We start from the raw sequence: 19505 nt of genomic DNA on the forward strand, positions 1-19505 counted from the left end.
TGCCGGTCAATGTTCAGACTAGACCAGATTGGGTGGGGGGTAGGTTCCATGGGATTTGGGTGGTCATGGGTGCCTGGCTTGAGAGGGATGTCGTTTTCCAGGTCGTGCCCCCTCAAAAACCAACGCCCCCCAGCAACCCTCAGCGCGGCTCCATGTGGGCGATCATCAACTGCACACTTTCATTGCCACGAAACTCGTTCACGTCCAGCTTGTAGGCCAGTTCCACCCAGCGAACGGTCGGGTTGGGCCAGACCTCACGGTCAATGCCAAAGGCGATGCCGTCCAGGCGCACGGTGCCACACTCGCTCTTGAGCACCACTTTCAAGTGGCGCTCACCCACCACGCGCTGCTCCACCAGTTGGAACACCCCATGGAACAACGGCTCGGGGAAATGCTGCCCCCAAGGGCCGGCATTGCGCAGGGCCTTGGCCAGGTCCAGGTGGAACTCTTCTACCGCCAGGCTGCCATCGGACAACAAACGGCCGGTGAGGTCGTCTTCACACAACTGGCGCCGTACTTCTTCATCGAACGCTTCGGCAAACGCCGGGAAATTCCCCTCCGGCAGAGACAGCCCAGCCGCCATGGCGTGGCCGCCGAACTTGCTGATCAGCTGCGGATGGCGGGCAGCAACGGCATCCAGCGCATCGCGGATGTGAAAGCCTGGAACCGAACGGGCAGACCCCTTCAGCACACCCTCCCCCGCATCGGCGAAGGCGATGGTAGGCCGGTGGTAGCGCTCCTTCAGGCGTGACGCGAGAATACCGATAACGCCCTGGTGCCACTCGGCATCGAACAGGCACAGCCCGTACGGCATCGACTCCACCGGCAGGTCCCGCAGTTGGGCCAGGGCCTCGCGCTGCATGCCCTGTTCGATAGACTTGCGGTCCTGGTTCAGGCCGTCCAGCTGTTGGGCCATGTCCTGGGCCAGGGCCGCGTCTTCGCACAGCAGGCATTCGATACCCAGGCTCATGTCATCCAGGCGCCCCGCAGCGTTCAGCCGTGGGCCGAGGATGAAGCCCAGGTCGGTGGAGGTGATGCGCCGGTGGTCGCGGCGGGCCACTTCGAGAATGGCCTTCAACCCCGGCCGGGCACGGCCAGCGCGGATACGCTCGAGGCCCTGGTAAACCAGGATGCGGTTGTTGGCATCCAGCGGTACCACATCAGCCACGCTGCCCAGCGCCACCAGGTCGAGCAGTTCACCGATGTTGGGCTGCGGCTGCGTTGCGTAACGCCCCAGGCTGCGCAACCGTGCACGCAGGGCCATGAGTACATAGAAGATCACCCCGACACCGGCCAGCGCCTTGCTGGGGAACGTGCAGCCGGGCTGGTTGGGGTTGATGATGGCATCGGCTTCTGGCAACTGCTCACCGGGCAGGTGATGGTCAGTGACCAGTACCTTCAGCCCAGCGGCTTTGGCGGCAGCGACGCCCTCGACACTGGAAATGCCGTTGTCTACCGTGATCAGCAATTCAGGCTGGCGTTGCAGTGCCACTTCAACGATTTCCGGGGTCAGCCCGTAGCCGTACTCGAAGCGGTTGGGCACCAGGTAATCGACGTGGGCGGCCCCCAGCAAGCGCAGGCCCAGCACGCCGACGGTACTGGCCGTGGCGCCATCGGCATCGAAGTCACCGACGATGAGAATACGCTGGCGCTGGTCGATGGCGTGCACCAGCAAATCGACACCGGCCTCGATGCCTTTGAGCTGCTGATAAGGCAACAGGCGCGCCAGGCTCTTGTCCAGCTCGGCCTCGCTCTGCACGCCACGGGCGGCGTACAGGCGGGTGAGCAACGGCGGCAGGTTACCGAGAAAAGGCAGGGCAGGCGGCAGCGGGCGAGGTTCAATACGCATGGGGTGGTTCAGCCACGCTCCCCGAGCAGCCACTGCAACTGCACTTCGTGTTGGCCACGGTCGTCGGTGACAAACACCGTGCCTTCACTGATCATCACATCCCATTTGATGCTGCGCGGCATGTCGGTGGCCAGGGTTTCCAGCACTTCCTGGGGCACCGCGGCGATGCTGAGGTTTTTCAGGTTCTTGACCGCGCCCACCACCTTGCCTTCCCACACGCGCAGGCTGCCGTAGGCCAGCAGGCTGGTGCGCTCGGTACGGCGCGAGCACCAGGTCAGGCGCTCGGCGTCGGGCTGGCCCACCTCGATCCAGTGCAGCACGCGGTCGTCCAGGCTTTTTTCCCACAGCGCCGGTTCGTCTACATCCGAGAGGCCACGGCCGAATGCCAGGTTCTCGTTGTACCACAGCGCGTACGCCAACAAACGAACCGCCATGCGCTCTTCGGTTTCCGAAGGGTGCCGTGCAATGGTCTGCTTGACGCTCTCGTAGACGTTGCGGTCGAGGTCGGTCAGGTTCAGTTCGAATTTGTAGGTGGTGGACGGCTGGGCCATGGTCGCAGGGCTTCTTGCTCGAAATAAAAGGTGCCCAGTCTAACCGATCCGGCACCTTGTTGTGCCGCGGCAGTATCTGCCGCTCAGGAGCTGTGATAAAACCACGGCTGTTTTCAGCTGCCACGGATGCCCCATGTCGACGCCTAGCAAACCCCTCGCCGGCCTCAAGGTGGTCGAGCTCGGCACCCTGATCGCCGGGCCGTTCGCCTCGCGTATCTGCGCCGAATTCGGCGCCGAAGTGATCAAGGTGGAATCGCCCGATGGCGGTGACCCGCTGCGCAAATGGCGCAAGCTGTATGAGGGTACGTCGCTGTGGTGGTTCGTGCAGGCACGCAACAAGCAGTCGCTCACCCTGAACCTGAAGCACCCTCAGGGCCTCGATATTCTCAAGCAACTGCTGGCCGACGCAGACATCCTCATCGAGAACTTCCGCCCGGGCGTACTGGAAAAGCTCGGCCTGGGCTGGGATGTGCTGCATGCGCTGAACCCTCGGCTGGTCATGGTGCGCCTGTCCGGCTTTGGCCAGACCGGGCCGATGAAGGACCAGCCAGGCTTTGGCGCGGTGGGTGAATCCATGGGTGGCTTGCGCTACATCACTGGCTTCGACGACCGCCCGCCGGTGCGCACGGGTATTTCGATTGGCGATTCGATCGCGGCACTGTGGGGCGTGATCGGCGCGCTCATGGCCCTGCGCCACCGCGAAGTGAATGGCGGCGAAGGCCAGGTCGTGGATGTTGCGCTGTACGAAGCCATTTTCGCCATGATGGAAAGCATGGTGCCGGAATTCGACGTATTCGGTTTTATCCGCGAGCGGACCGGCAACATCATGCCGGGCATCACCCCCTCCTCCATCCACACCAGCGCAGACGGCAAGCACGTGCAGATCGGCGCCAATGGCGATGCGATCTTCAAGCGCTTCATGCAGGCCATTGGCCGTAACGACCTGGCCGAAGACCCTGCATTGGCGACCAATGATGGCCGCGACCTGCGCCGCGATGAGTTGTATGGGGTAATTGACCGGTGGGCCAACGGCTTGCCCCTGAATACGCTGATGCAGGTGCTGACTGCCGCCGAAGTGCCGGCAAGCCGCATCTATTCGGCCGAAGACATGTTCAACGACCCGCAATACCTGGCACGCGAGATGTTTCTGCAGGCCAAACTGCCCGACGGCAAGGCGTTCCGTATGCCGGGCATCGTGCCGAAACTGTCGGACACCCCAGGCGCTGCCGAATGGGTGGGCCCTGCCCTGGGTGAACACACTGATGCAGTGCTTGCCCGGCTGGGCTACGACGCGGTAGCCATCGCCGGCCTGCGCCAAGCAGGCGCGGTCTGATCCTGGCCCGCCCCTGCTGCAGGGGTAGCCTCGCCAGGCTCGCCCTGCTGTGCGGCTTGCTGCCCACGCTGCTCTGCCAGCCAGCCGCAGCGCGTGAGCGCTTGCTATGGCTGGTGCGCGACCTGCCGCCCTTTACCGTATTCGAGGGCCCTGAAACAGGCCACGGCGTTATCGATCAACTGCTCCCGCAATTGATCGAACACATGCCCGAATACGACCACGACGTTCTGCGGGTCAACCGTGCCCGTGGCATCCAGATGCTGCAGGACCCAGCCACCTTCACCTGCGACCCGATGCTGCTGTGGACGGCCGAACGTGCCCGTTACGTGCATTTTTCCATCCCGATGCTGGGCGTGCGTACCAGTGGCCTGGTGTCACTGAAGGAAAGCCAACCGCTGATTGCGCCCTACCTCGACGGCGATGCCGTGGACCTGCTGGGGCTGATGAGCCGCACCTCACTCAAGCTGGGCGTGGTTGCCGAGCGTAGCTATGGCACGCTGATCGACCACACGCTACGCCAGTTGCCCGATGCGGCCCTGAGCCGACACTACGGCACCGAAGCCACCGCCAACCTGTTGCAGATGCAACACCTGGGGCGGTTGCGCCTGGTATTGGGTTACTGGCCTGAAGTGCGCTACCTGATCCAGCAGCAAGGTGGGTCGCTGGCGGATTACCAGTTCCATCCCATCCAGGGGGTGAACCCCTATCAGTTCCTGCATGTAGGCTGTTCGGATACCCCGTTGGGACGCGCTGCGGTGGCGCGTATCGACCAGTTGCTGCCAGCATTGCGCCGCGAGGTGCTGCCCCGTGCGTACGCTCGCTGGCTGGCGCCGGTGGAACAGGAAGACTATCTCGAACAGAGCAGGCAGTTCTTCACTGAGCATCAGCCACCCCTTGAAGCCCGTTAAACCGCAGGCAAAAAGAAACCCCGGACGCGGGGGGAGGTACGTCCGGGGTCAAGCGAAAGCCCTGGGGCTTTACGGGGCAGTATCAGCCAACACGGGAGCGAAGCATTGGCTGGCTGCACTGAAACATTCGATGAACACCTCAGGCAAAGGTTCCCTGGGGCTGCTGACGTTGCTGCAGGGCTGCAATCACACAGGGCTGCAAACGCCCTTCGGCGATCTGCAAGTCACGGTGCAGGCCATCCACCAGGTCCACCAGCAGGCGCTGTTCTTGCAACTGGAACTCACTGACCGTGCGCTGCAAGGTAATGCCGGCCAGGTGATCGTGAACAGTCAGCTGGCGGTTGCCGCGTTCATCGGCGAGGCTGAGTTGAGCCTGGTAAGGGGCCAGTGCTTGGTTGAGCAGTCTGCAGATTCTTTCCATCCGGAACACTCGCTGGGTGGTGGGGGTACTGAAAGCAGACCAGCGCGCGCAGCGGAAAGTTCGTCACGCCGTGGCCGTTTCAGTGAGCATGCGGTGTGTTTGTGACAGTTTGAATACCCCGCCATGGGCGCTGCTGCAGGGTTTGCAGCGCGTTTTGCAAGGCTGGCGTCGATACCGGCCATGGCAGCTCGGCCAGCACGCACAAGCCCACGCCTCGGGCTTCCTGGGCTAGGTCGCGCCGCCTTGGCCCAGCGCTGCCCACAAACACCACCGGGCAGGCGGCGGGCAGTTTCTTGAGCAGGGCCAAGCCGGTGCGGGTGGGCATGGCGTGATCGACGATCACCAGGTCAGGGCACCGCACGGCCGACAGACAAGCGTTAAGTTCGGCAGTGTTCTCGCTGATGCGAACCTGGAAGATGCCCTGGGCATTGAGCGCTTGGTGCAGAAGAATCTGATGCGATGGGCGTGCCTGGTGAATCAACACATGGGGCTGGTACATGAGCCGCTCCTGTTGAGAGGACCGGCTAATCTAGGCTGGACGAACGCCAGCCAGAATAGGACGCGTCTGAAACCACCCCAGGAAATACCTGAGGCATCGGGGCTGACTGGCAGCCCCGATGCGCCGAGGGTTACAACGGCTTGCCGCGGTTGCCGTGCTGGCTGACGAAGGCCTGGACAGCCTTCAGGTCATTGGCCAGTACCGTGCAGCGCTCCTCGCGGCTGAACAGGTCGCTGAGGTGCACCGGCAGCTCCAGCGCCTTGCCGACCCCGGCCTGCTCGACAGCCTCGGGGAATTTGACCGGGTGCGCCGTGCCCAGCACCACCATCGGCGTGTCCAGGCTGCGACGGCACTCGCGGCCCGCTTTCACACCAATGGCCGTGTGTGGGTCAAGCACTTCGCCGGTGCTGGCGAACACATCGGCGATGGTCTGGCAGGTCTGCTCGTCAGTCACGGCCAGCGAATCGAACAGCTTGCGCGCTTCGGTCCAGCGGTCCTGCTCCACGCTGAAACCGCCACCCTGCCTGAAGTTGGCCATCAGTTCGGCAATCGCTGCCCCGTTGCGACCGTGCAGGTCGAACAGCAGGCGCTCGAAGTTGGACGAAACCATGATGTCCATCGACGGCGACAGCGTGGCGTGCAGGGTTTCCTTGACGTACTGGTTGCCGCTCATGAAGCGGTGCAGGATGTCGTTGCGGTTGGTAGCCACCACCAGTTGGCTGATCGGCAGGCCCATGTTGCGTGCCAGGTAACCCGCGAAGATGTCGCCGAAGTTGCCGGTGGGCACAGAAAACGCTACCGAACGCGCCGGGCCGCCAAGCTGCAGGGCTGCATGGAAGTAGTAGACGATCTGGGCCATGATCCGCGCCCAGTTGATCGAGTTCACAGCCACCAGGCGGGTGCCCTTGAGGAACGACTGGTCGGCGAAGCTCGCCTTGACCATTTCCTGGCAGTCGTCGAAGTTGCCTTCGATGGCGATGTTGTGAATGTTCTCGCCAAAGATGGTGGTCATCTGCCGACGTTGTACTTCCGACACACGCTGGTGCGGGTGCAGGATGAAGATGTCGACGTTATCGCAACGGCGGCAGCCTTCGATGGCCGCAGACCCGGTATCGCCACTGGTGGCGCCGATGATCACCACACGCTCGTTGCGCTTGGCCAGCACATGATCAAGCAGGCGGCCAAGCAGTTGCAGGGCGAAGTCCTTGAACGCCAGGGTGGGGCCGTGGAACAACTCCAGCACCCACTCGTTGCTGTTCAGCTGGCGCAGTGGCGCCACGGCGGCGTGAGCGAACTCACCGTAGGTTTCCTCGAGGATTTTCTTGAAGTCGGCGTCGGCGATGCTGCCCTGGACGAATGGGCGCATTACGCGGAATGCCAGTTCGTGGTACGGCAGGCCGGCCCAGGAAGCGATTTCTTCCTGGGTGAAACGTGGCAGGTTCTCTGGCACGTACAAGCCGCCGTCGGTGGCGAGGCCTGCGAGCAGCACGTCTTCGAAGTTGAGGGCCGGTGCCTGGCCACGGGTACTGATATAGCGCATGGGGCAAACCTTTGGTTTGAGCGGCAAGTTGTGAGCTGCAAGCTGCAAGAACAAGCCGACCGGCGTTGCTTTTGCGCTGTGCTTCTCACCGTTGCCGCAAATCTACTCTGACGAGCGGCAAGCTGTGAGCCGCAAGCTACAAGACAAGCCGACCGGCGTTGCTCTCTAGCTCTGCTTCTCACTTTTACCGCAAATGTACTCTATTGAAGCCTCAACACCGCCCTGCTTTTACTTGCAGCTTGCAGCTTGAGGCTTGCCGCTTAGTTGAGCTGTTCGACGCGGATACGTACCACGTTACCGACGACGTCCTGGAGCGCCTCCAGGGCGACAATGGCGTCGTTGATGCGCTGCTCGACCACACCGTGGGTCAGCAGGATCATCGGCACCAGGCCGTCCTGCTCCTCGGCTTCCTTCTGCATGATCGACTCGATGTTGATGCCACGCTCCGAGAGGATGCTGGCCACCTGGGCCAGTACGCCCGGGTGGTCCTTGGCCTGGATACGCAAGTAGTAGGCGCTCTTGCAGGCTTCGATCGGCAGGATCGGGTGGGCCGACAGCGAATCTGGCTGGAAGGCCAGGTGCGGCACGCGGTTTTCCGGGTCGGACGTCATGGCACGCACCACGTCCACCAGGTCGCCGACCACCGACGAAGCGGTCGGCTCCATGCCGGCGCCGGCACCGTAGTAGAGGGTAGACCCGGCCGCATCACCGTTCACCATCACGGCGTTCATCACACCATTGACGTTGGCGATCAGGCGGTCGGCCGGGATCAGCGTGGGGTGCACGCGCAGCTCGATGCCTTCTGCAGTGCGGCGCGCCATGCCCAGGTGCTTGATGCGGTAGCCCAAGGCTTCGGCGTAGTTCACGTCGGCGGTAGTCAACTGGGTGATGCCTTCGGTGTAGGCCTTGTCGAACTGCAGCGGAATACCGAACGCGATGGACGCCAGGATGGTCAGCTTGTGCGCGGCGTCGATCCCTTCCACATCGAAAGTGGGGTCGGCTTCGGCATAACCCAGGGCCTGGGCCTCGGCCAGCACGTCGGGGAAGGCACGGCCTTTCTCACGCATTTCGGTGAGGATGAAGTTGCCGGTGCCGTTGATGATGCCAGCCAGCCAGTTGATGCGGTTGGCCGACAGGCCTTCGCGGATGGCCTTGATCACCGGGATGCCACCCGCCACGGCGGCCTCGAAGGCCACGATCACACCGTTCTCGCGGGCCTTGGCGAATATTTCGTTGCCATGTACAGCAATCAGCGCCTTGTTGGCGGTGACCACGTGCTTGCCGTTCTCGATGGCCTTGAGCACCAGGTCACGGGCCACGGTGTAGCCGCCGATCAGTTCGATGACAATATCGATCTCCGGGTTGCAGGCAACTTCGAACACGTCAGCGGTAATGGGGGTACCGGTAATCTGGCAGTTCGGGTTCTGCGAGCGCATGGCAATCTGTGCCACTTCAATACCGCGCCCGGCACGGCGGGCAATCTCCTCGGCGTTGCGCTGAAGTACATTGAAGGTTCCGCCACCGACGGTCCCCAACCCACAGATGCCTACTTTGACCGGTTTCACTGTGAACTCCCCATAGAACGGTCGACACCCTTGCCGACCGTGAAACATGCCGTCACCCCATGACGACGGCGCATTGAACTGAATTACTTGGCCAGTGCCAGCTTGGCCACTTGCGGTGCCGGCTGGTAGCCCGGAATGACCTGCCCGCTCTCCAGCACAATGGCTGGTGTGCCATTGACACCGATCGACTGGCCCAGCTGGAACTGCTTGCTGACCGGGTTGGCGCACTTGGCCGCCTTGATTTCCTTGCCTTCCACCATCTTGTCCATGGCCGCACGACGGTCACTGGAACACCACACGGCCTGCAGTTGCTGGTCGCCTGGCGAATTCAGCCCCTGACGCGGGAACGCCACATAGCGTACCTCGATGCCGCGGCGGTTCAGCTCGGGCACCTCGGCGTGCAGCTTGTGGCAGTACGGGCAGGTGGTGTCGGTGAACACGGTGATGTGCGATTTGGTTTCGCCCTTGGCGGGGTAAACCACCATCTCGGCAGCCGGGATGCCATTGATGAGCTTGGCAATGCCCATGCGCTCGGTTTTCTCGGTCAGGTTGACCGGCTTACCGTCCTGGATCTGGAACAGATAGCCCTGCATCACGAACTGGCCATCGGCGCTGGCATACAGCACACGGCCACCCTGCAGCTTGACTTCATACAGGCCACTGAGCGGGCTGCTGGCAACGCTTTCTACAGGCACTTCCAATTCAAGGTTTTGCAACGACTTGCGAATAGCCTGCTCGGCACCGGTATTGCTGTCGGTGGCCGCAGCAGCGGCGAAGGTGCTGGCCAGCGCCATCGCGGCGGCGGCGAAAAACTGGGTCACGCGCATGGGAACTCCTGAGGGCGGACAGGGACCGGAGGGCGTCACCTGCGGGAAAACGCGGTGACCGTGCGGTCCTTGGTGCAAACCGGCCAAGCCTACCACATCACGCCCCTGTTTAAGGGCCCTGCAGGGTGCCGGCCAGCGGAACATGAAAAACATTCATCCACGGGGGTGGTGCTGGGCATGCAGTTGCTGAAGGCGTGCCTTGGCCACGTGGGTGTAGATCTGGGTGGTGGACAGGTCGCTGTGGCCCAGCAGCATCTGTACCACACGCAGGTCGGCACCGTGGTTGAGCAGGTGGGTGGCAAACGCGTGGCGCAGGGTATGGGGCGACAGCGGCTTGTCGATCCCGGCCACCCGGGCATGGTGCTTGATACGGTGCCAGAAGGTCTGGCGAGTCATCTGCTCACCGCGCAGGCTCGGGAAAAGCACATCGCTGGGCCGGCCACTGAGCAGCTCGCCGCGGCCATCGCGCAGGTAGCGCTCAAGCCATACCACCGCCTCCTCACCCATGGGCACCAGGCGCTCCTTGTTGCCCTTGCCCATCACCCGCAGCACACCCTGGCGCAGGTTTATCTGGTCCAAGGCCAGGCTGATCAGTTCGGTCACACGCAGGCCACAGGCATACAGCACCTCAAGCATGGCCCGGTCGCGCTGGCCGATGGCCTCCCCCAGGTCGGGGGCCTGCAGCAGGGCCTCGACATCTGCCTCGGACAGAGACTTGGGCAACGGCCTGCCCAGCTGCGGCATGTCCACCTGCAGCGTCGGGTCCACGGCCACCTGCTTCTCCCGCAGCAAGTACCGGTAAAAGCCTCGCAGGCCAGACAGAAAGCGTGCAGTGGAACGCGGTTTGTAGCCTTGGTCCAGGCGCCAGGCCAGGTGGTCGAGAATCAGTTCGCGCCCCGCGTCGGGCAGGCTGATGCCACGCTCATGCAGCCAGCCGTTGAACAGGGCCAGATCGCTTCGGTAGGAAACCCGGGTGTTATCAGACAGGCCTTTTTCCAGCCACAGGGCATCGAGAAACGCGTCGATCAGGGGGTGGTCCAGGGCGGGCATTCGGGGGCTGCTGGGTTACAAAGAAGGGGCTAGTGTTTCACAGCGGCTGGCGGGTTGTCTTCACCCGTCGATGCAAGGAGCCAACAGGGTTACAAAAAGCAAAAAAGCAGCCCGAAGGCTGCTTTTTTCTCGCTAGGCGGCGTTTGCCACCGGGCAAACTGTACTCAGGACAGTTTTTCCTTGATGCGAGCGGCTTTGCCGGACAGGTCGCGCAGGTAGTACAGCTTGGCTTTACGCACGTCACCACGACGTTTCACGGCCAGGCTGTCGATTTGCGGGCTGTAGGTCTGGAAAGTACGCTCAACACCCACACCGCTGGAGATCTTGCGCACGGTGAAGGCGCTGTTCAGGCCGCGGTTGCGCTTGGCGATAACAACGCCTTCGAACGCCTGCAGACGGGAACGCTCACCTTCCTTCACTTTAACCTGGACGACAACGGTGTCGCCTGGTGCGAAGGTCGGGATTTCCTTGCTCATCTGCTCTGCTTCGAGCTGCTGGATGATCTTGTTGGTCATGCTGTGCTCCTAAGATGGATACGCGATCCACCATCGATACGTTTAACTATCGTCCCGCTCGCGGAGGTATTCCTCGAGCAGCTTCTTCTCTTCTCCAGAAAGTGAGCGACTTTCCAGAAGATCGGCGCGTCGTTCGAAGGTCCTACCAAGGGACTGCTTCATTCTCCAACGCCGGATGTGTGCATGGTTGCCACTTAGCAACACGTCGGGAACACGCTGATCCGCATACACCTCAGGCCGGGTGTAGTGCGGGCAATCCAGCAGACCGTCGGTGAAAGAATCTTCCTCCGCCGAGTCCACATGCCCTAAAGCTCCGGGCAGCAGCCGTGTAACCGCATCGATCAGTACCATGGCCGGCAGCTCGCCACCGGAAAGCACATAGTCGCCAATCGACCACTCCTCATCGACATGAGCCTCGATAAAGCGCTCGTCAATGCCTTCATAACGACCGGCGATCAGGATCAACGATTCCTGTTTGGCCAGGCCTTTGACCGCCTGCTGAGTCAGCTTGCGGCCTTGTGGCGAGAGGTAGATCACCTTCGCCGCTGCTCCGGTTGCCTGCCTGGCGTTGACCAGTGCATCTTCCAGAGGCTTGATTTTCATCACCATGCCCGGACCACCGCCAAACGGCCGATCATCTACCGTATGGTGACGATCTGTGGTGTAGTCCCGCGGGTTCCAGCAAGTCACCTGAAGCAACCCCTGTTTCACCGCGCGGCTGGTAATGCCGTACTCCGTGATGGCCGAGAACATCTCGGGGAACAACGTGATGACGTCTACGCGAAGGTTACCCATCGTCTAGAAGTCCGCGTCCCATTCAACCCGCATCACGCCTGCTTCCAGGTCGACGTTGAGCACGCATTGCGCCGTATAGGGCAACAGACGCTCGCGATCATCCAGGCTGCCTGCGCAGGGTTTGACCACCATTACATCGTTCGCACCGGTCTCCAACAGGTGATCGACCGTGCCGAACAGCTGTTCGTCCTGGTTGATGACCTTCAGACCTACCAACTGGTACCAGTAGTACTCGTCGGCAGCCAGGTTGGGCAAAAGGCTCCGCGCAATGCAGATTTCGTAACCGCTGAGAAGCCGGGCTTCATCACGATCATCGAGGCCTTTAAGCTTCACGACCAGGCCCTTTTGGGAGCCACGACCGCTGACCTGCTCGACCTGCTTTACCTTGCCTTCGTGCCGAAGCGTCCAGCCGGGATAATCCAACAGGTTTTCAATCGGATCGGTAAAGGAGTACACCTTCACCTCGCCGCGAACGCCGTGAACCGAAAAAATCTTGCCAACGACGATGAGGTCGTCAGCCTTTTCTGGCGTCGCGTTCATACTGCTCAGGCGGCAGCCTTGGCAGCGTCCTTCAGCAGCTGAGCAACGCGCTCAGACGGCTGTGCGCCCTGGCTCAGCCAGTAGGTGACGCGCTCTTGGTTGACCGACAGCTTGACTTCGGCGCCCGATGCGATCGGGTTGAAGAAGCCAACGCGCTCAACGAAACGGCCGTCACGGGCGTTACGCGAGTTGGTCACGGTCAGGTGGTAGAAAGGGCGCTTTTTCGAGCCGCCACGGGCCAGACGAATGGTTACCATGTGAACATCGTTCCTATAGTCGGTGCTGCAGTTTGTACTGCAAATCTGAATGCCAAATAGGCACACGGGTGCCCAAAAGGCCGCATATTCTCAGGGAATACACGGACATTTGCAAATGCCTTTTTCGGCCTGGCCTCGCCACGCCGTCCGGATTTGCCGTTATAAGCCGCGCCTTGCGCGGCCGTTGCCCCCGCCACGGCGGGGGTTCTGGGCGCCTGCCCGATGAGGGGCAGGCGCTCTGAACAGGGTTTACAGCTTCGGCATGCCGCCGCCTGGCAGCATGCCGCCCAGGCCGCGCATCATCTTGGCCATACCGCCCTTGGCAGAAAACTTCTTCATCATCTTCTGCATTTGCTTGTGCTGCTTGATCAGGCGGCCGATGTCTTGCACCTGGGTGCCGGAACCCAGCGCGATGCGGCGCTTGCGCGAACCACTGATCAGGTCGGGGTCACGACGCTCGGCAGGGGTCATGGAGTTGATGATCGCCTCCATCTGCTTGAACTGCTTCTCGGCCGCCCCTTGAGCACCGCCCATCTGCGACAGGTTGACGCCACCGATGCTCGGCAGCTTGTCCATCAGGCCACCCAGGCCGCCCATGTTCTTCATCTGTTGCAGCTGGTCGCGGAAGTCTTCGAGGTCGAAGCCCTTGCCCTTCTTCAGCTTCTTGGCCAGCTTGTCGGCCTTGGCCTTGTCGATGGTCTGTTCGGCCTGCTCGATCAGGCTGAGCACGTCGCCCATGCCGAGGATGCGCGAAGCCACACGGTCTGGGTAGAACGGTTCGAGCGCTTCGCTCTTCTCGCCCATACCGATGAACTTGATCGGCTTGCCGGTGATGGCGCGCACCGACAGCGCCGCACCACCGCGGGCATCGCCGTCCACCTTGGTCAGCACAACACCGGTCAGCGGCAGTGCTTCGCCGAAGGCCTTGGCGGTGTTGGCGGCGTCCTGGCCGGTCATGGCGTCGACCACGAACAGGGTCTCGATCGGCTTCACTGCAGCGTGCAGGGCCTTGATCTCGGCCATCATGTCGGCGTCGATGTGCAGGCGGCCGGCGGTATCGACGATGACCACGTCGATGAACTTCAGCTTGGCTTCACGGATGGCCGCTTCGGCGATGGCCACCGGCTTCTGGCTGATATCGGAGGGGAAGAAGGTAACCCCGATGTCATTGGCCAGGGTTTCGAGCTGCTTGATCGCTGCCGGGCGGTAAACGTCGGCCGAGACCACCATCACGCTCTTCTTCTTGCGCTCCTTGAGGAAGCGCGCCAGCTTGCCGGCGGTGGTGGTCTTGCCCGCGCCCTGCAGGCCAGCCATGAGCACCACGGCGGGCGGGGCCGCGTTGAGCGCGAGGTCTTCGTTGGCCGCGCCCATCAGGCTTTCGAGTTCGGCCTGAACGATCTTGACGAAGGCCTGGCCCGGGGTAAGGCTACGCGACACCTCGGTGCCGACCGCACGCTCCTTGACGCTATTGACGAAATCCTTCACCACCGGCAGGGCAACGTCGGCCTCGAGCAAGGCCATGCGCACTTCGCGCAGCGTGTCCTTGATGTTGTCTTCGGTCAGCTTGGCCTTGCCGGTAACATGGCGCAGCGTCTGTGACAGGCGGTCGGTCAGGTTTTCGAACATGGTGATCCTTTCAGGCCCAGTAGAAGCCGAGGTTTGTCAGGCGCCGGGGGAGCAAATACAGACCCGCCAGGCGCAGCAAGGCGGCGATTATAGCGAAGTGCAGCGCCGCCGCACACCTCGGCTTCCGAGCGGCAAGCTGCAAGCTGCAAGCTGCAAGCAAGAGCCGATGCGCGTGCGGGCTGCTTTTTCTTGCAGCTTGCAGCTTAAAGCTTGCCGCTCGCCCGTTTGGCTTGCGAACCGCAAGCGATAAGCTACAAGAAGGAGCTGGCGCGCGTGACGGCTGCTTTTTCTTGCAGCTTGTCGCTCAAAGCTTGCAGCTCAAAGGTGCAGCTTGCAGCGGGCTATGCCAAACTCCGTCTCTTTAGGGCTCGCCAACCAGGACTTATGTTCTCCTCTCCCAGCCTCATCCCCAACCTGATCGCTGCCGTGCTGTACACCGTTGCGGCCATCTACCAGGGCTCGGCCCTGGCCAAGGGCCGCAAGGCCGACAGACGCCTGCCTGCCCTGCTGGGCACAATTGCGGTGCTCGCCCAGGGCGGCGCGCTGTTCTTCCAGCTGATCACGCCGCTGGGCCTGAGCCTGGACTTCTTCAGCGCAGCCAGCCTGATCGCAGTGGCGGTCATCGCCCTGACCTTGCTGGCCTGCATCAGCATCCCCGTGGAAAACCTCCTGGTGCTGCTGTTCCCCCTGGGGGCTGTGACCGCGCTGCTGGCGCAATTCGCGCCACCCGGCACGGTGCCGCTGATCGACGAAGAACCCGGCATTCTTGCGCACATCCTGCTGTCGATCCTGGCGTATGGGCTGTTCACCATCGCGGTGTTCCAGTCGCTGTTGCTGCTGGTGCAGGACCGCCAGCTGAAAAACAAGCACCCGTCCGGGCTGATTCGCAACTTCCCGCCCTTGCAGACCATGGAAAGCCTGCTGTTCGGCTTTCTCTGGGCAGGCTGGTGCCTGCTGTCGCTGTCGCTGATTTCTGGCTGGCTGTTCCTGGACAACCTGTTCGCCCAGCACCTGGTGCACAAGACGCTGCTGGCCTGCGTGGCCTGGGTGGTATTCAGTGTGCTGCTGTGGGGCAGAACCCGCCTGGGCTGGCGTGGCCACAAGGCCATTCGCTGGACGCTGGCAGGTTTCTGCCTGCTGATGCTGGCCTATTTCGGCAGCAAGCTGGTCCGTGAATTCATCCTGCACATCTGACGGCCACCCATGAACATCCTGCCGTACGCACCGCTACTCGGCACTTCGGCACTGGCGCTGCTGTGGTCCGCCCTGTTCACTGCCGTCGAGGCCGCCCGCACACACCCAGCCGCACAGCAGGCCGAGGGGGACGGGCAGCCTGCCCTGCCCGGCGCGGCGCTGGTGTTGTGCGCCAGCCTGGGCAAGCTGCTGGTGCTCGCCCTTGCCTGCCTGATCGGCCTGCGCGAGGGCGGTGACCATGGCTTCTGGCTGGCAGGCCTGGCTGCCGCCGCTGCCCTGCTGGTATTCGCCGAATACCTGCCGCGCCGGCTTGCCCGCCGCAGCCCGCAGGCGTTCGTGAGCCTGGGCGCCAGCCTGCTGCAGATGCCACTGGCGGTGCTACAGCCACTGGCCTGGCTACTCGATGGCTGCGCAAAGCTGTTGTTGCGCCCGTTTCGCCTGCAACCCGCCGCCGTGGCGCTGCACCCGCAGCAAGCGGACCCCTTCGATGAAGACGACGAACACGACGCACCTCGCCGGGGCCTGCTGGACGGCATGCAGTCACTGGACAAGATCACCGTCAACGACATCCTGGTGCCGCGCAACGAGGTAGACGGCATCAACCTCGATGACCCGATCGAACGTATCAGCGAACAACTGATTGTCAGCCGTCACACCCGCCTGCCGGTCTATCACAACGATATCAACCAGGTCGAGGCGGTCCTCAATACCAAGCTGATCAGCCACCTGCTGCCCCACGGTAGCCTGACCCTGCAAGCGCTGCGTGACGCCTGCTACGAGCCGTACTTCGTCCCCGAAAGCACGCCCCTGAACCTGCAACTGCTCAACTTCCACAAGCAGCAGAGGCGCCTGGGCGTGGTGGTGGACGAGTACGGCGAGGTGCTGGGCATCGTCACCCTGGAAGACATCCTTGAAGAGATCGTCGGTGAGTTCGAAGACGAGCAGAGCCTGGACAACCCCCATGTGCACAAGCAGGCCGACGGTACCTGCGTGATCGACGGCGCAGCCTCCCTGCGCGAGATCAACCGCACCCTGGGTTGGCACCTGCCCTGCGATGGCGGGCCGAAAACCCTCAACGGGCTGGTCACCGAAGCCCTGGAAAGCATACCGGCCAGCGCGGTGTGCCTGAAAATCGGCCGCTACCGCCTGGAAATCCTCGAAACAGAAGACAACTGCGCCAGCAAGGTACTGGTATGGACCGTGACCCGGTAGCTATACTGCGGTCACGCTTACCCAGCCCCGCCGTCCCGCCAGCTACCCGCACCCGGTGGTTCACGGCCAGTCCGCCTGACTGATACGCCCAGCGGTTCTGCTTCAACACCCCGAACAGTGCCCGCCCCGCCCTCACCCCCCTGGCCCATCGTCAGTCTGGCGCAGACAACAACAAAACGCTCCGGCGCTTATCGCCCGTGCCCGTGCCAAACCCACAGGCGCACGCAACGCTGATGGCGCCCGGCCAGACTGTCAGGGACTCACGCATGACTACCAGCAGCACCTATGCCCAGGCGCCCAGTGCGCCGGTCAACTCCCCCGCACGGGTGGCCACCGCAAGCTTCATCGGCACCGCCATCGAGTTCTACGATTTTTACGTCTACGCCACGGCTGCGGCCCTGGTGATCGGCCCAGTGTTCTTCCCGTCCGGCTCCGGTACGGCGCAGATGCTGGCGGCGTTTCTTACCTTCGGTATCGCCTTCCTGGCGCGGCCGTTGGGCTCGGCGCTGTTCGGCCACTTTGGCGACCGCATCGGCCGCAAGTCGACCCTGGTCGCCTCGCTGCTGCTGATGGGTGTGTCCACCACCGCCATCGGCATCTTGCCGGGCTATGACAGCATTGGCGTATGGGCGCCGATCATCCTCTGCCTGCTGCGCTTTGGGCAGGGCCTGGGCCTGGGTGGGGAATGGGGCGGCGCCGCGCTGCTGGCCACGGAAAACGCACCGCCGGGCAAACGCGCCTGGTTCGGCATGTTCCCGCAGCTGGGGCCATCGATCGGCTTCCTGGCCGCCAATGGCCTGTTCCTGACCCTGGCCCTGGTGCTCAGCGACGAGCAGTTCCGCGAATGGGGCTGGCGCATCCCGTTCCTGCTCAGCGCCGCGCTGGTGTTGGTGGGGCTGTACGTGAGGCTGAAGCTTGAGGAAAGCCCAGTGTTTGCCAAGGCCGTGGCGCGCCATGAACGGGTGAAAATGCCAGTGGTGGACCTGTTCTCCAGATACTGGATGCCCACCTTGCTGGGCGCTGCGGCCATGGTGGTGTGCTACGCGCTGTTCTACATCTCGACCGTGTTCTCGCTGAGCTACGGCGTCACCACCCTGGGCTACAGCCGCGAAACCTTCCTGGGCCTGTTGTGCTTCGCCGTGGTGTTCATGGCCCTGGCCACACCGCTGTCGGCATGGCTCAGCGACCGCTACGGGCGCAAGCCGGTGCTGATTGTCGGTGGCTTGCTGGCCGTGGCATCCGGTTTTGCCATGGAACCGCTGCTGACCTCCGGCTCCACCGCCGGGGTGGCGCTGTTCCTGGCCATCGAGCTGTTCCTGATGGGGGTCACCTTCGCGCCCATGGGGGCTTTGCTGCCGGAACTGTTCCCCACCCACGTGCGCTACACCGGTGCTTCGGCAGCCTACAACCTGGGCGGTATCGTCGGCGCCTCGGCAGCACCGTTCTTCGCCCAGAAACTGGTCAGCATGGGCGGTTTGAGCTGGGTGGGGGGGTATGTGTCGGCCGCAGCAGTGATCAGCCTGATCGCCGTGCTGTGCCTGAAAGAAACCCGCGACAGCGAGCTGTAAGGGTGGGTCTGCAAGGGGCACAGCCCCCTTGCAGCTACCTGCAGGCCAGCGCGCGGCTCAGAATTCGACCTTGACTGCCTGGGAGGCGCGGGTTGCCTTGGCCCGGGCCGCTTCTACCGACTCGTCGCGCGCCAGGCATACGCCCATGCGGCGCGTGCCGTTGATTTCCGGCTTGCCGAACAGGCGGATCGCGGTGTCCGGCTCGCTCAGTGCGGCGCCCAGGTTGGCGAAGCTGGTCTGCTGGGACTGCCCCTCGGGCAGGATCACCGCCGAGGCAGACGGCCCGAACTGGCGCACCACCGGGATCGGCAAGCCGAGAATGGCACGGGCATGCAGGGCGAACTGCGACAAGTCCTGTGAAATCAGCGTGACCAGGCCGGTGTCGTGAGGGCGTGGCGACACCTCACTGAACCACACCTGGTCGCCTTTCACGAACAGCTCCACGCCAAACAGGCCGCGCCCGCCCAGGGCATCGGTGACCGCCTTGGCCACCCGCTGCGACTCTGCAAGTGCCTTGGGGCTCATGGCCTGCGGCTGCCAGGACTCCTGATAGTCGCCCTTCTCCTGGCGGTGGCCCACCGGCTCCAGGAAGGTCGTGCCGCCCACGTGCCGCACGGTCAGCAGGGTGATTTCGTAGTCGAAGTCGATGAAGCCTTCCACGATCACGCGCCCCTTGCCAGCACGGCCGCCCTCCTGGGCATAGGCCCATGAAGCCTGCAGGTCGGCGTCGCTGCGCAGCAGGCTCTGGCCTTTGCCCGACGAGCTCATCACCGGCTTGACCACGCAGGGGTACCCGACGTCGGCCACGGCCTCGGCGTAGGCCTCGAAGGTGTCGGCGAAGTGGTAGGGCGAGGTCGGCAGGTCCAGGTCTTCTGCCGCCAGGCGGCGGATGCCTTCGCGGTTCATGGTCAGCTGGGTGGCACGGGCGGTGGGCACCACGTTGAAGCCTTCATTTTCCAGCTCGACCAGGGTAGCGGTGGCGATGGCCTCGATTTCCGGAACGATATAGTGTGGTTTCTCGGCCTCGATCACCGCACGCAGCGCCACGCCATCGAGCATGTTGACCACGTGGCTGCGGTGGGCCACCTGCATGGCCGGGGCATTGGCGTAGCGATCGACGGCGATCACTTCCACGCCCAGGCGCTGAAGCTCGATCACCACTTCCTTGCCCAGTTCGCCACAGCCGCACAGCAGTACACGGGTCGCGGTAGGCGACAAGGGGGTTCCGATACGGGTCATTTCAGGTCCTCGCAGG

19 protein-coding genes are annotated in these 19505 nt (G+C 63.0%); 5 read left to right on the forward strand and 14 right to left on the reverse strand.

Annotated elements, in window-relative coordinates:
* Positions 1–139 precede the first annotated feature (139 nt).
* Positions 140–1849 carry a single-stranded-DNA-specific exonuclease RecJ gene (gene recJ, locus IAE33_RS01765; RefSeq protein WP_028634856.1) on the reverse strand — a complete coding sequence of 570 codons (1710 nt, stop codon included), beginning with the start codon at positions 1847–1849 and terminating at the stop codon, positions 140–142.
* A gap of 8 nt (positions 1850–1857) precedes the next feature.
* Entirely contained in the window at positions 1858–2400 is a 543-nt protein-coding gene (locus tag IAE33_RS01770; RefSeq protein WP_028634855.1) for a YaeQ family protein, read from the reverse strand.
* Between the two features lie 133 nt (positions 2401–2533).
* Between IAE33_RS01770 and IAE33_RS01775 the strand changes: the two genes are divergently transcribed.
* Both IAE33_RS01775 and IAE33_RS01780 read left to right on the forward strand, forming a co-directional pair.
* Complete coding sequence (locus tag IAE33_RS01775; RefSeq protein ID WP_201161856.1) at positions 2534–3733, forward strand: CaiB/BaiF CoA transferase family protein; 1200 nt, start codon at positions 2534–2536, stop codon at positions 3731–3733.
* A gap of 2 nt (positions 3734–3735) precedes the next feature.
* A complete protein-coding gene (locus IAE33_RS01780) occupies positions 3736–4641 on the forward strand; it encodes a TIGR02285 family protein (RefSeq protein ID WP_201161882.1) in 906 nt (301 codons plus the stop codon).
* A gap of 139 nt (positions 4642–4780) precedes the next feature.
* Here IAE33_RS01780 and IAE33_RS01785 read toward each other — a convergent pair whose 3' ends face one another.
* The 11 genes from IAE33_RS01785 to ffh form a co-directional block, all read right to left on the reverse strand.
* Positions 4781–5062 (reverse strand): DUF3509 domain-containing protein, encoded by a 282-nt coding sequence (locus IAE33_RS01785; RefSeq protein WP_028634852.1) that lies wholly within the window; start codon positions 5060–5062, stop codon positions 4781–4783.
* A 79-nt stretch (positions 5063–5141) separates the two neighbouring features.
* A complete protein-coding gene (locus IAE33_RS01790) occupies positions 5142–5561 on the reverse strand; it encodes a response regulator (protein ID WP_201161857.1) in 420 nt (139 codons plus the stop codon).
* 130 nt (positions 5562–5691) lie between these two features.
* On the reverse strand, positions 5692–7101 hold the full coding sequence (thrC, locus tag IAE33_RS01795; RefSeq protein ID WP_028634850.1) for a threonine synthase: 1410 nt from the start codon (positions 7099–7101) through the stop codon (positions 5692–5694).
* A 260-nt stretch (positions 7102–7361) separates the two neighbouring features.
* On the reverse strand, positions 7362–8666 hold the full coding sequence (locus tag IAE33_RS01800; protein ID WP_028634849.1) for a homoserine dehydrogenase: 1305 nt from the start codon (positions 8664–8666) through the stop codon (positions 7362–7364).
* Between the two features lie 83 nt (positions 8667–8749).
* Positions 8750–9493 (reverse strand): thioredoxin fold domain-containing protein, encoded by a 744-nt coding sequence (locus tag IAE33_RS01805; protein ID WP_201161858.1) that lies wholly within the window; start codon positions 9491–9493, stop codon positions 8750–8752.
* A 153-nt stretch (positions 9494–9646) separates the two neighbouring features.
* Positions 9647–10543, reverse strand: a complete 897-nt coding sequence (gene xerD / locus IAE33_RS01810) for a site-specific tyrosine recombinase XerD (protein ID WP_201161859.1) — start codon at positions 10541–10543, stop codon at positions 9647–9649.
* 164 nt (positions 10544–10707) lie between these two features.
* Entirely contained in the window at positions 10708–11058 is a 351-nt protein-coding gene (gene rplS, locus IAE33_RS01815; RefSeq protein ID WP_003252148.1) for a 50S ribosomal protein L19, read from the reverse strand.
* Between the two features lie 42 nt (positions 11059–11100).
* Positions 11101–11853, reverse strand: coding sequence for a tRNA (guanosine(37)-N1)-methyltransferase TrmD (gene trmD / locus IAE33_RS01820; RefSeq protein ID WP_201161860.1), 753 nt, complete (start codon positions 11851–11853; stop codon positions 11101–11103).
* 3 nt (positions 11854–11856) lie between these two features.
* A complete protein-coding gene (gene rimM, locus IAE33_RS01825; RefSeq protein WP_201161861.1) occupies positions 11857–12393 on the reverse strand; it encodes a ribosome maturation factor RimM in 537 nt (178 codons plus the stop codon).
* Between the two features lie 5 nt (positions 12394–12398).
* Entirely contained in the window at positions 12399–12650 is a 252-nt protein-coding gene (gene rpsP / locus IAE33_RS01830) for a 30S ribosomal protein S16 (RefSeq protein ID WP_008094480.1), read from the reverse strand.
* Positions 12651–12899: 249 nt separating this feature from the next.
* Positions 12900–14276, reverse strand: coding sequence for a signal recognition particle protein (ffh, locus tag IAE33_RS01835; protein WP_201161862.1), 1377 nt, complete (start codon positions 14274–14276; stop codon positions 12900–12902).
* Positions 14277–14660: 384 nt separating this feature from the next.
* Here ffh and IAE33_RS01840 point away from each other — a divergent pair, with 384 nt between their 5' ends.
* The 3 genes from IAE33_RS01840 (at position 14661) to IAE33_RS01850 (ending at position 18250) form a co-directional block, all read left to right on the forward strand.
* Positions 14661–15470: a cytochrome C assembly family protein gene (locus IAE33_RS01840; protein WP_201161863.1), complete on the forward strand. Its 810-nt coding sequence runs from the start codon at positions 14661–14663 to the stop codon at positions 15468–15470.
* 9 nt (positions 15471–15479) lie between these two features.
* Positions 15480–16682: a transporter associated domain-containing protein gene (locus tag IAE33_RS01845; protein WP_201161864.1), complete on the forward strand. Its 1203-nt coding sequence runs from the start codon at positions 15480–15482 to the stop codon at positions 16680–16682.
* Between the two features lie 266 nt (positions 16683–16948).
* Entirely contained in the window at positions 16949–18250 is a 1302-nt protein-coding gene (locus IAE33_RS01850; protein ID WP_201161865.1) for an MFS transporter, read from the forward strand.
* A 57-nt stretch (positions 18251–18307) separates the two neighbouring features.
* Here IAE33_RS01850 and purT read toward each other — a convergent pair whose 3' ends face one another.
* Positions 18308–19489: a formate-dependent phosphoribosylglycinamide formyltransferase gene (purT, locus tag IAE33_RS01855; protein WP_028634840.1), complete on the reverse strand. Its 1182-nt coding sequence runs from the start codon at positions 19487–19489 to the stop codon at positions 18308–18310.
* Positions 19490–19505: the final 16 nt, after the last annotated feature.

Origin of the sequence: Pseudomonas sp. S60, assembly GCF_016647865.1 — a bacterium.
Classification (GTDB): Bacteria; Pseudomonadota; Gammaproteobacteria; order Pseudomonadales; family Pseudomonadaceae; genus Aquipseudomonas; species Aquipseudomonas parafulva.

Bases quoted from the DNA above. Each gene is read 5' to 3' on its own strand.
- rimM (WP_201161861.1), bottom strand. From the start codon at position 12,393: ATGAACGCGACGCCAGAAAAGGCTGACGACCTCATCGTCGTTGGCAAG.
- xerD (WP_201161859.1), bottom strand. From the start codon at position 10,543: ATGCCCGCCCTGGACCACCCCCTGATCGACGCGTTTCTCGATGCCCTG.
- recJ (WP_028634856.1), bottom strand. From the start codon at position 1,849: ATGCGTATTGAACCTCGCCCGCTGCCGCCTGCCCTGCCTTTTCTCGGT.
- rplS (WP_003252148.1), bottom strand. From the start codon at position 11,058: ATGACCAACAAGATCATCCAGCAGCTCGAAGCAGAGCAGATGAGCAAG.
- thrC (WP_028634850.1), bottom strand. From the start codon at position 7,101: ATGCGCTATATCAGTACCCGTGGCCAGGCACCGGCCCTCAACTTCGAA.
- purT (WP_028634840.1), bottom strand. From the start codon at position 19,489: ATGACCCGTATCGGAACCCCCTTGTCGCCTACCGCGACCCGTGTACTG.
- rpsP (WP_008094480.1), bottom strand. From the start codon at position 12,650: ATGGTAACCATTCGTCTGGCCCGTGGCGGCTCGAAAAAGCGCCCTTTC.
- IAE33_RS01770 (WP_028634855.1), bottom strand. From the start codon at position 2,400: ATGGCCCAGCCGTCCACCACCTACAAATTCGAACTGAACCTGACCGAC.
- ffh (WP_201161862.1), bottom strand. From the start codon at position 14,276: ATGTTCGAAAACCTGACCGACCGCCTGTCACAGACGCTGCGCCATGTT.
- IAE33_RS01805 (WP_201161858.1), bottom strand. From the start codon at position 9,493: ATGCGCGTGACCCAGTTTTTCGCCGCCGCCGCGATGGCGCTGGCCAGC.
- IAE33_RS01775 (WP_201161856.1), top strand. From the start codon at position 2,534: ATGTCGACGCCTAGCAAACCCCTCGCCGGCCTCAAGGTGGTCGAGCTC.
- trmD (WP_201161860.1), bottom strand. From the start codon at position 11,853: ATGGGTAACCTTCGCGTAGACGTCATCACGTTGTTCCCCGAGATGTTC.
- IAE33_RS01840 (WP_201161863.1), top strand. From the start codon at position 14,661: ATGTTCTCCTCTCCCAGCCTCATCCCCAACCTGATCGCTGCCGTGCTG.
- IAE33_RS01785 (WP_028634852.1), bottom strand. From the start codon at position 5,062: ATGGAAAGAATCTGCAGACTGCTCAACCAAGCACTGGCCCCTTACCAG.
- IAE33_RS01790 (WP_201161857.1), bottom strand. From the start codon at position 5,561: ATGTACCAGCCCCATGTGTTGATTCACCAGGCACGCCCATCGCATCAG.
- IAE33_RS01845 (WP_201161864.1), top strand. From the start codon at position 15,480: ATGAACATCCTGCCGTACGCACCGCTACTCGGCACTTCGGCACTGGCG.
- IAE33_RS01850 (WP_201161865.1), top strand. From the start codon at position 16,949: ATGACTACCAGCAGCACCTATGCCCAGGCGCCCAGTGCGCCGGTCAAC.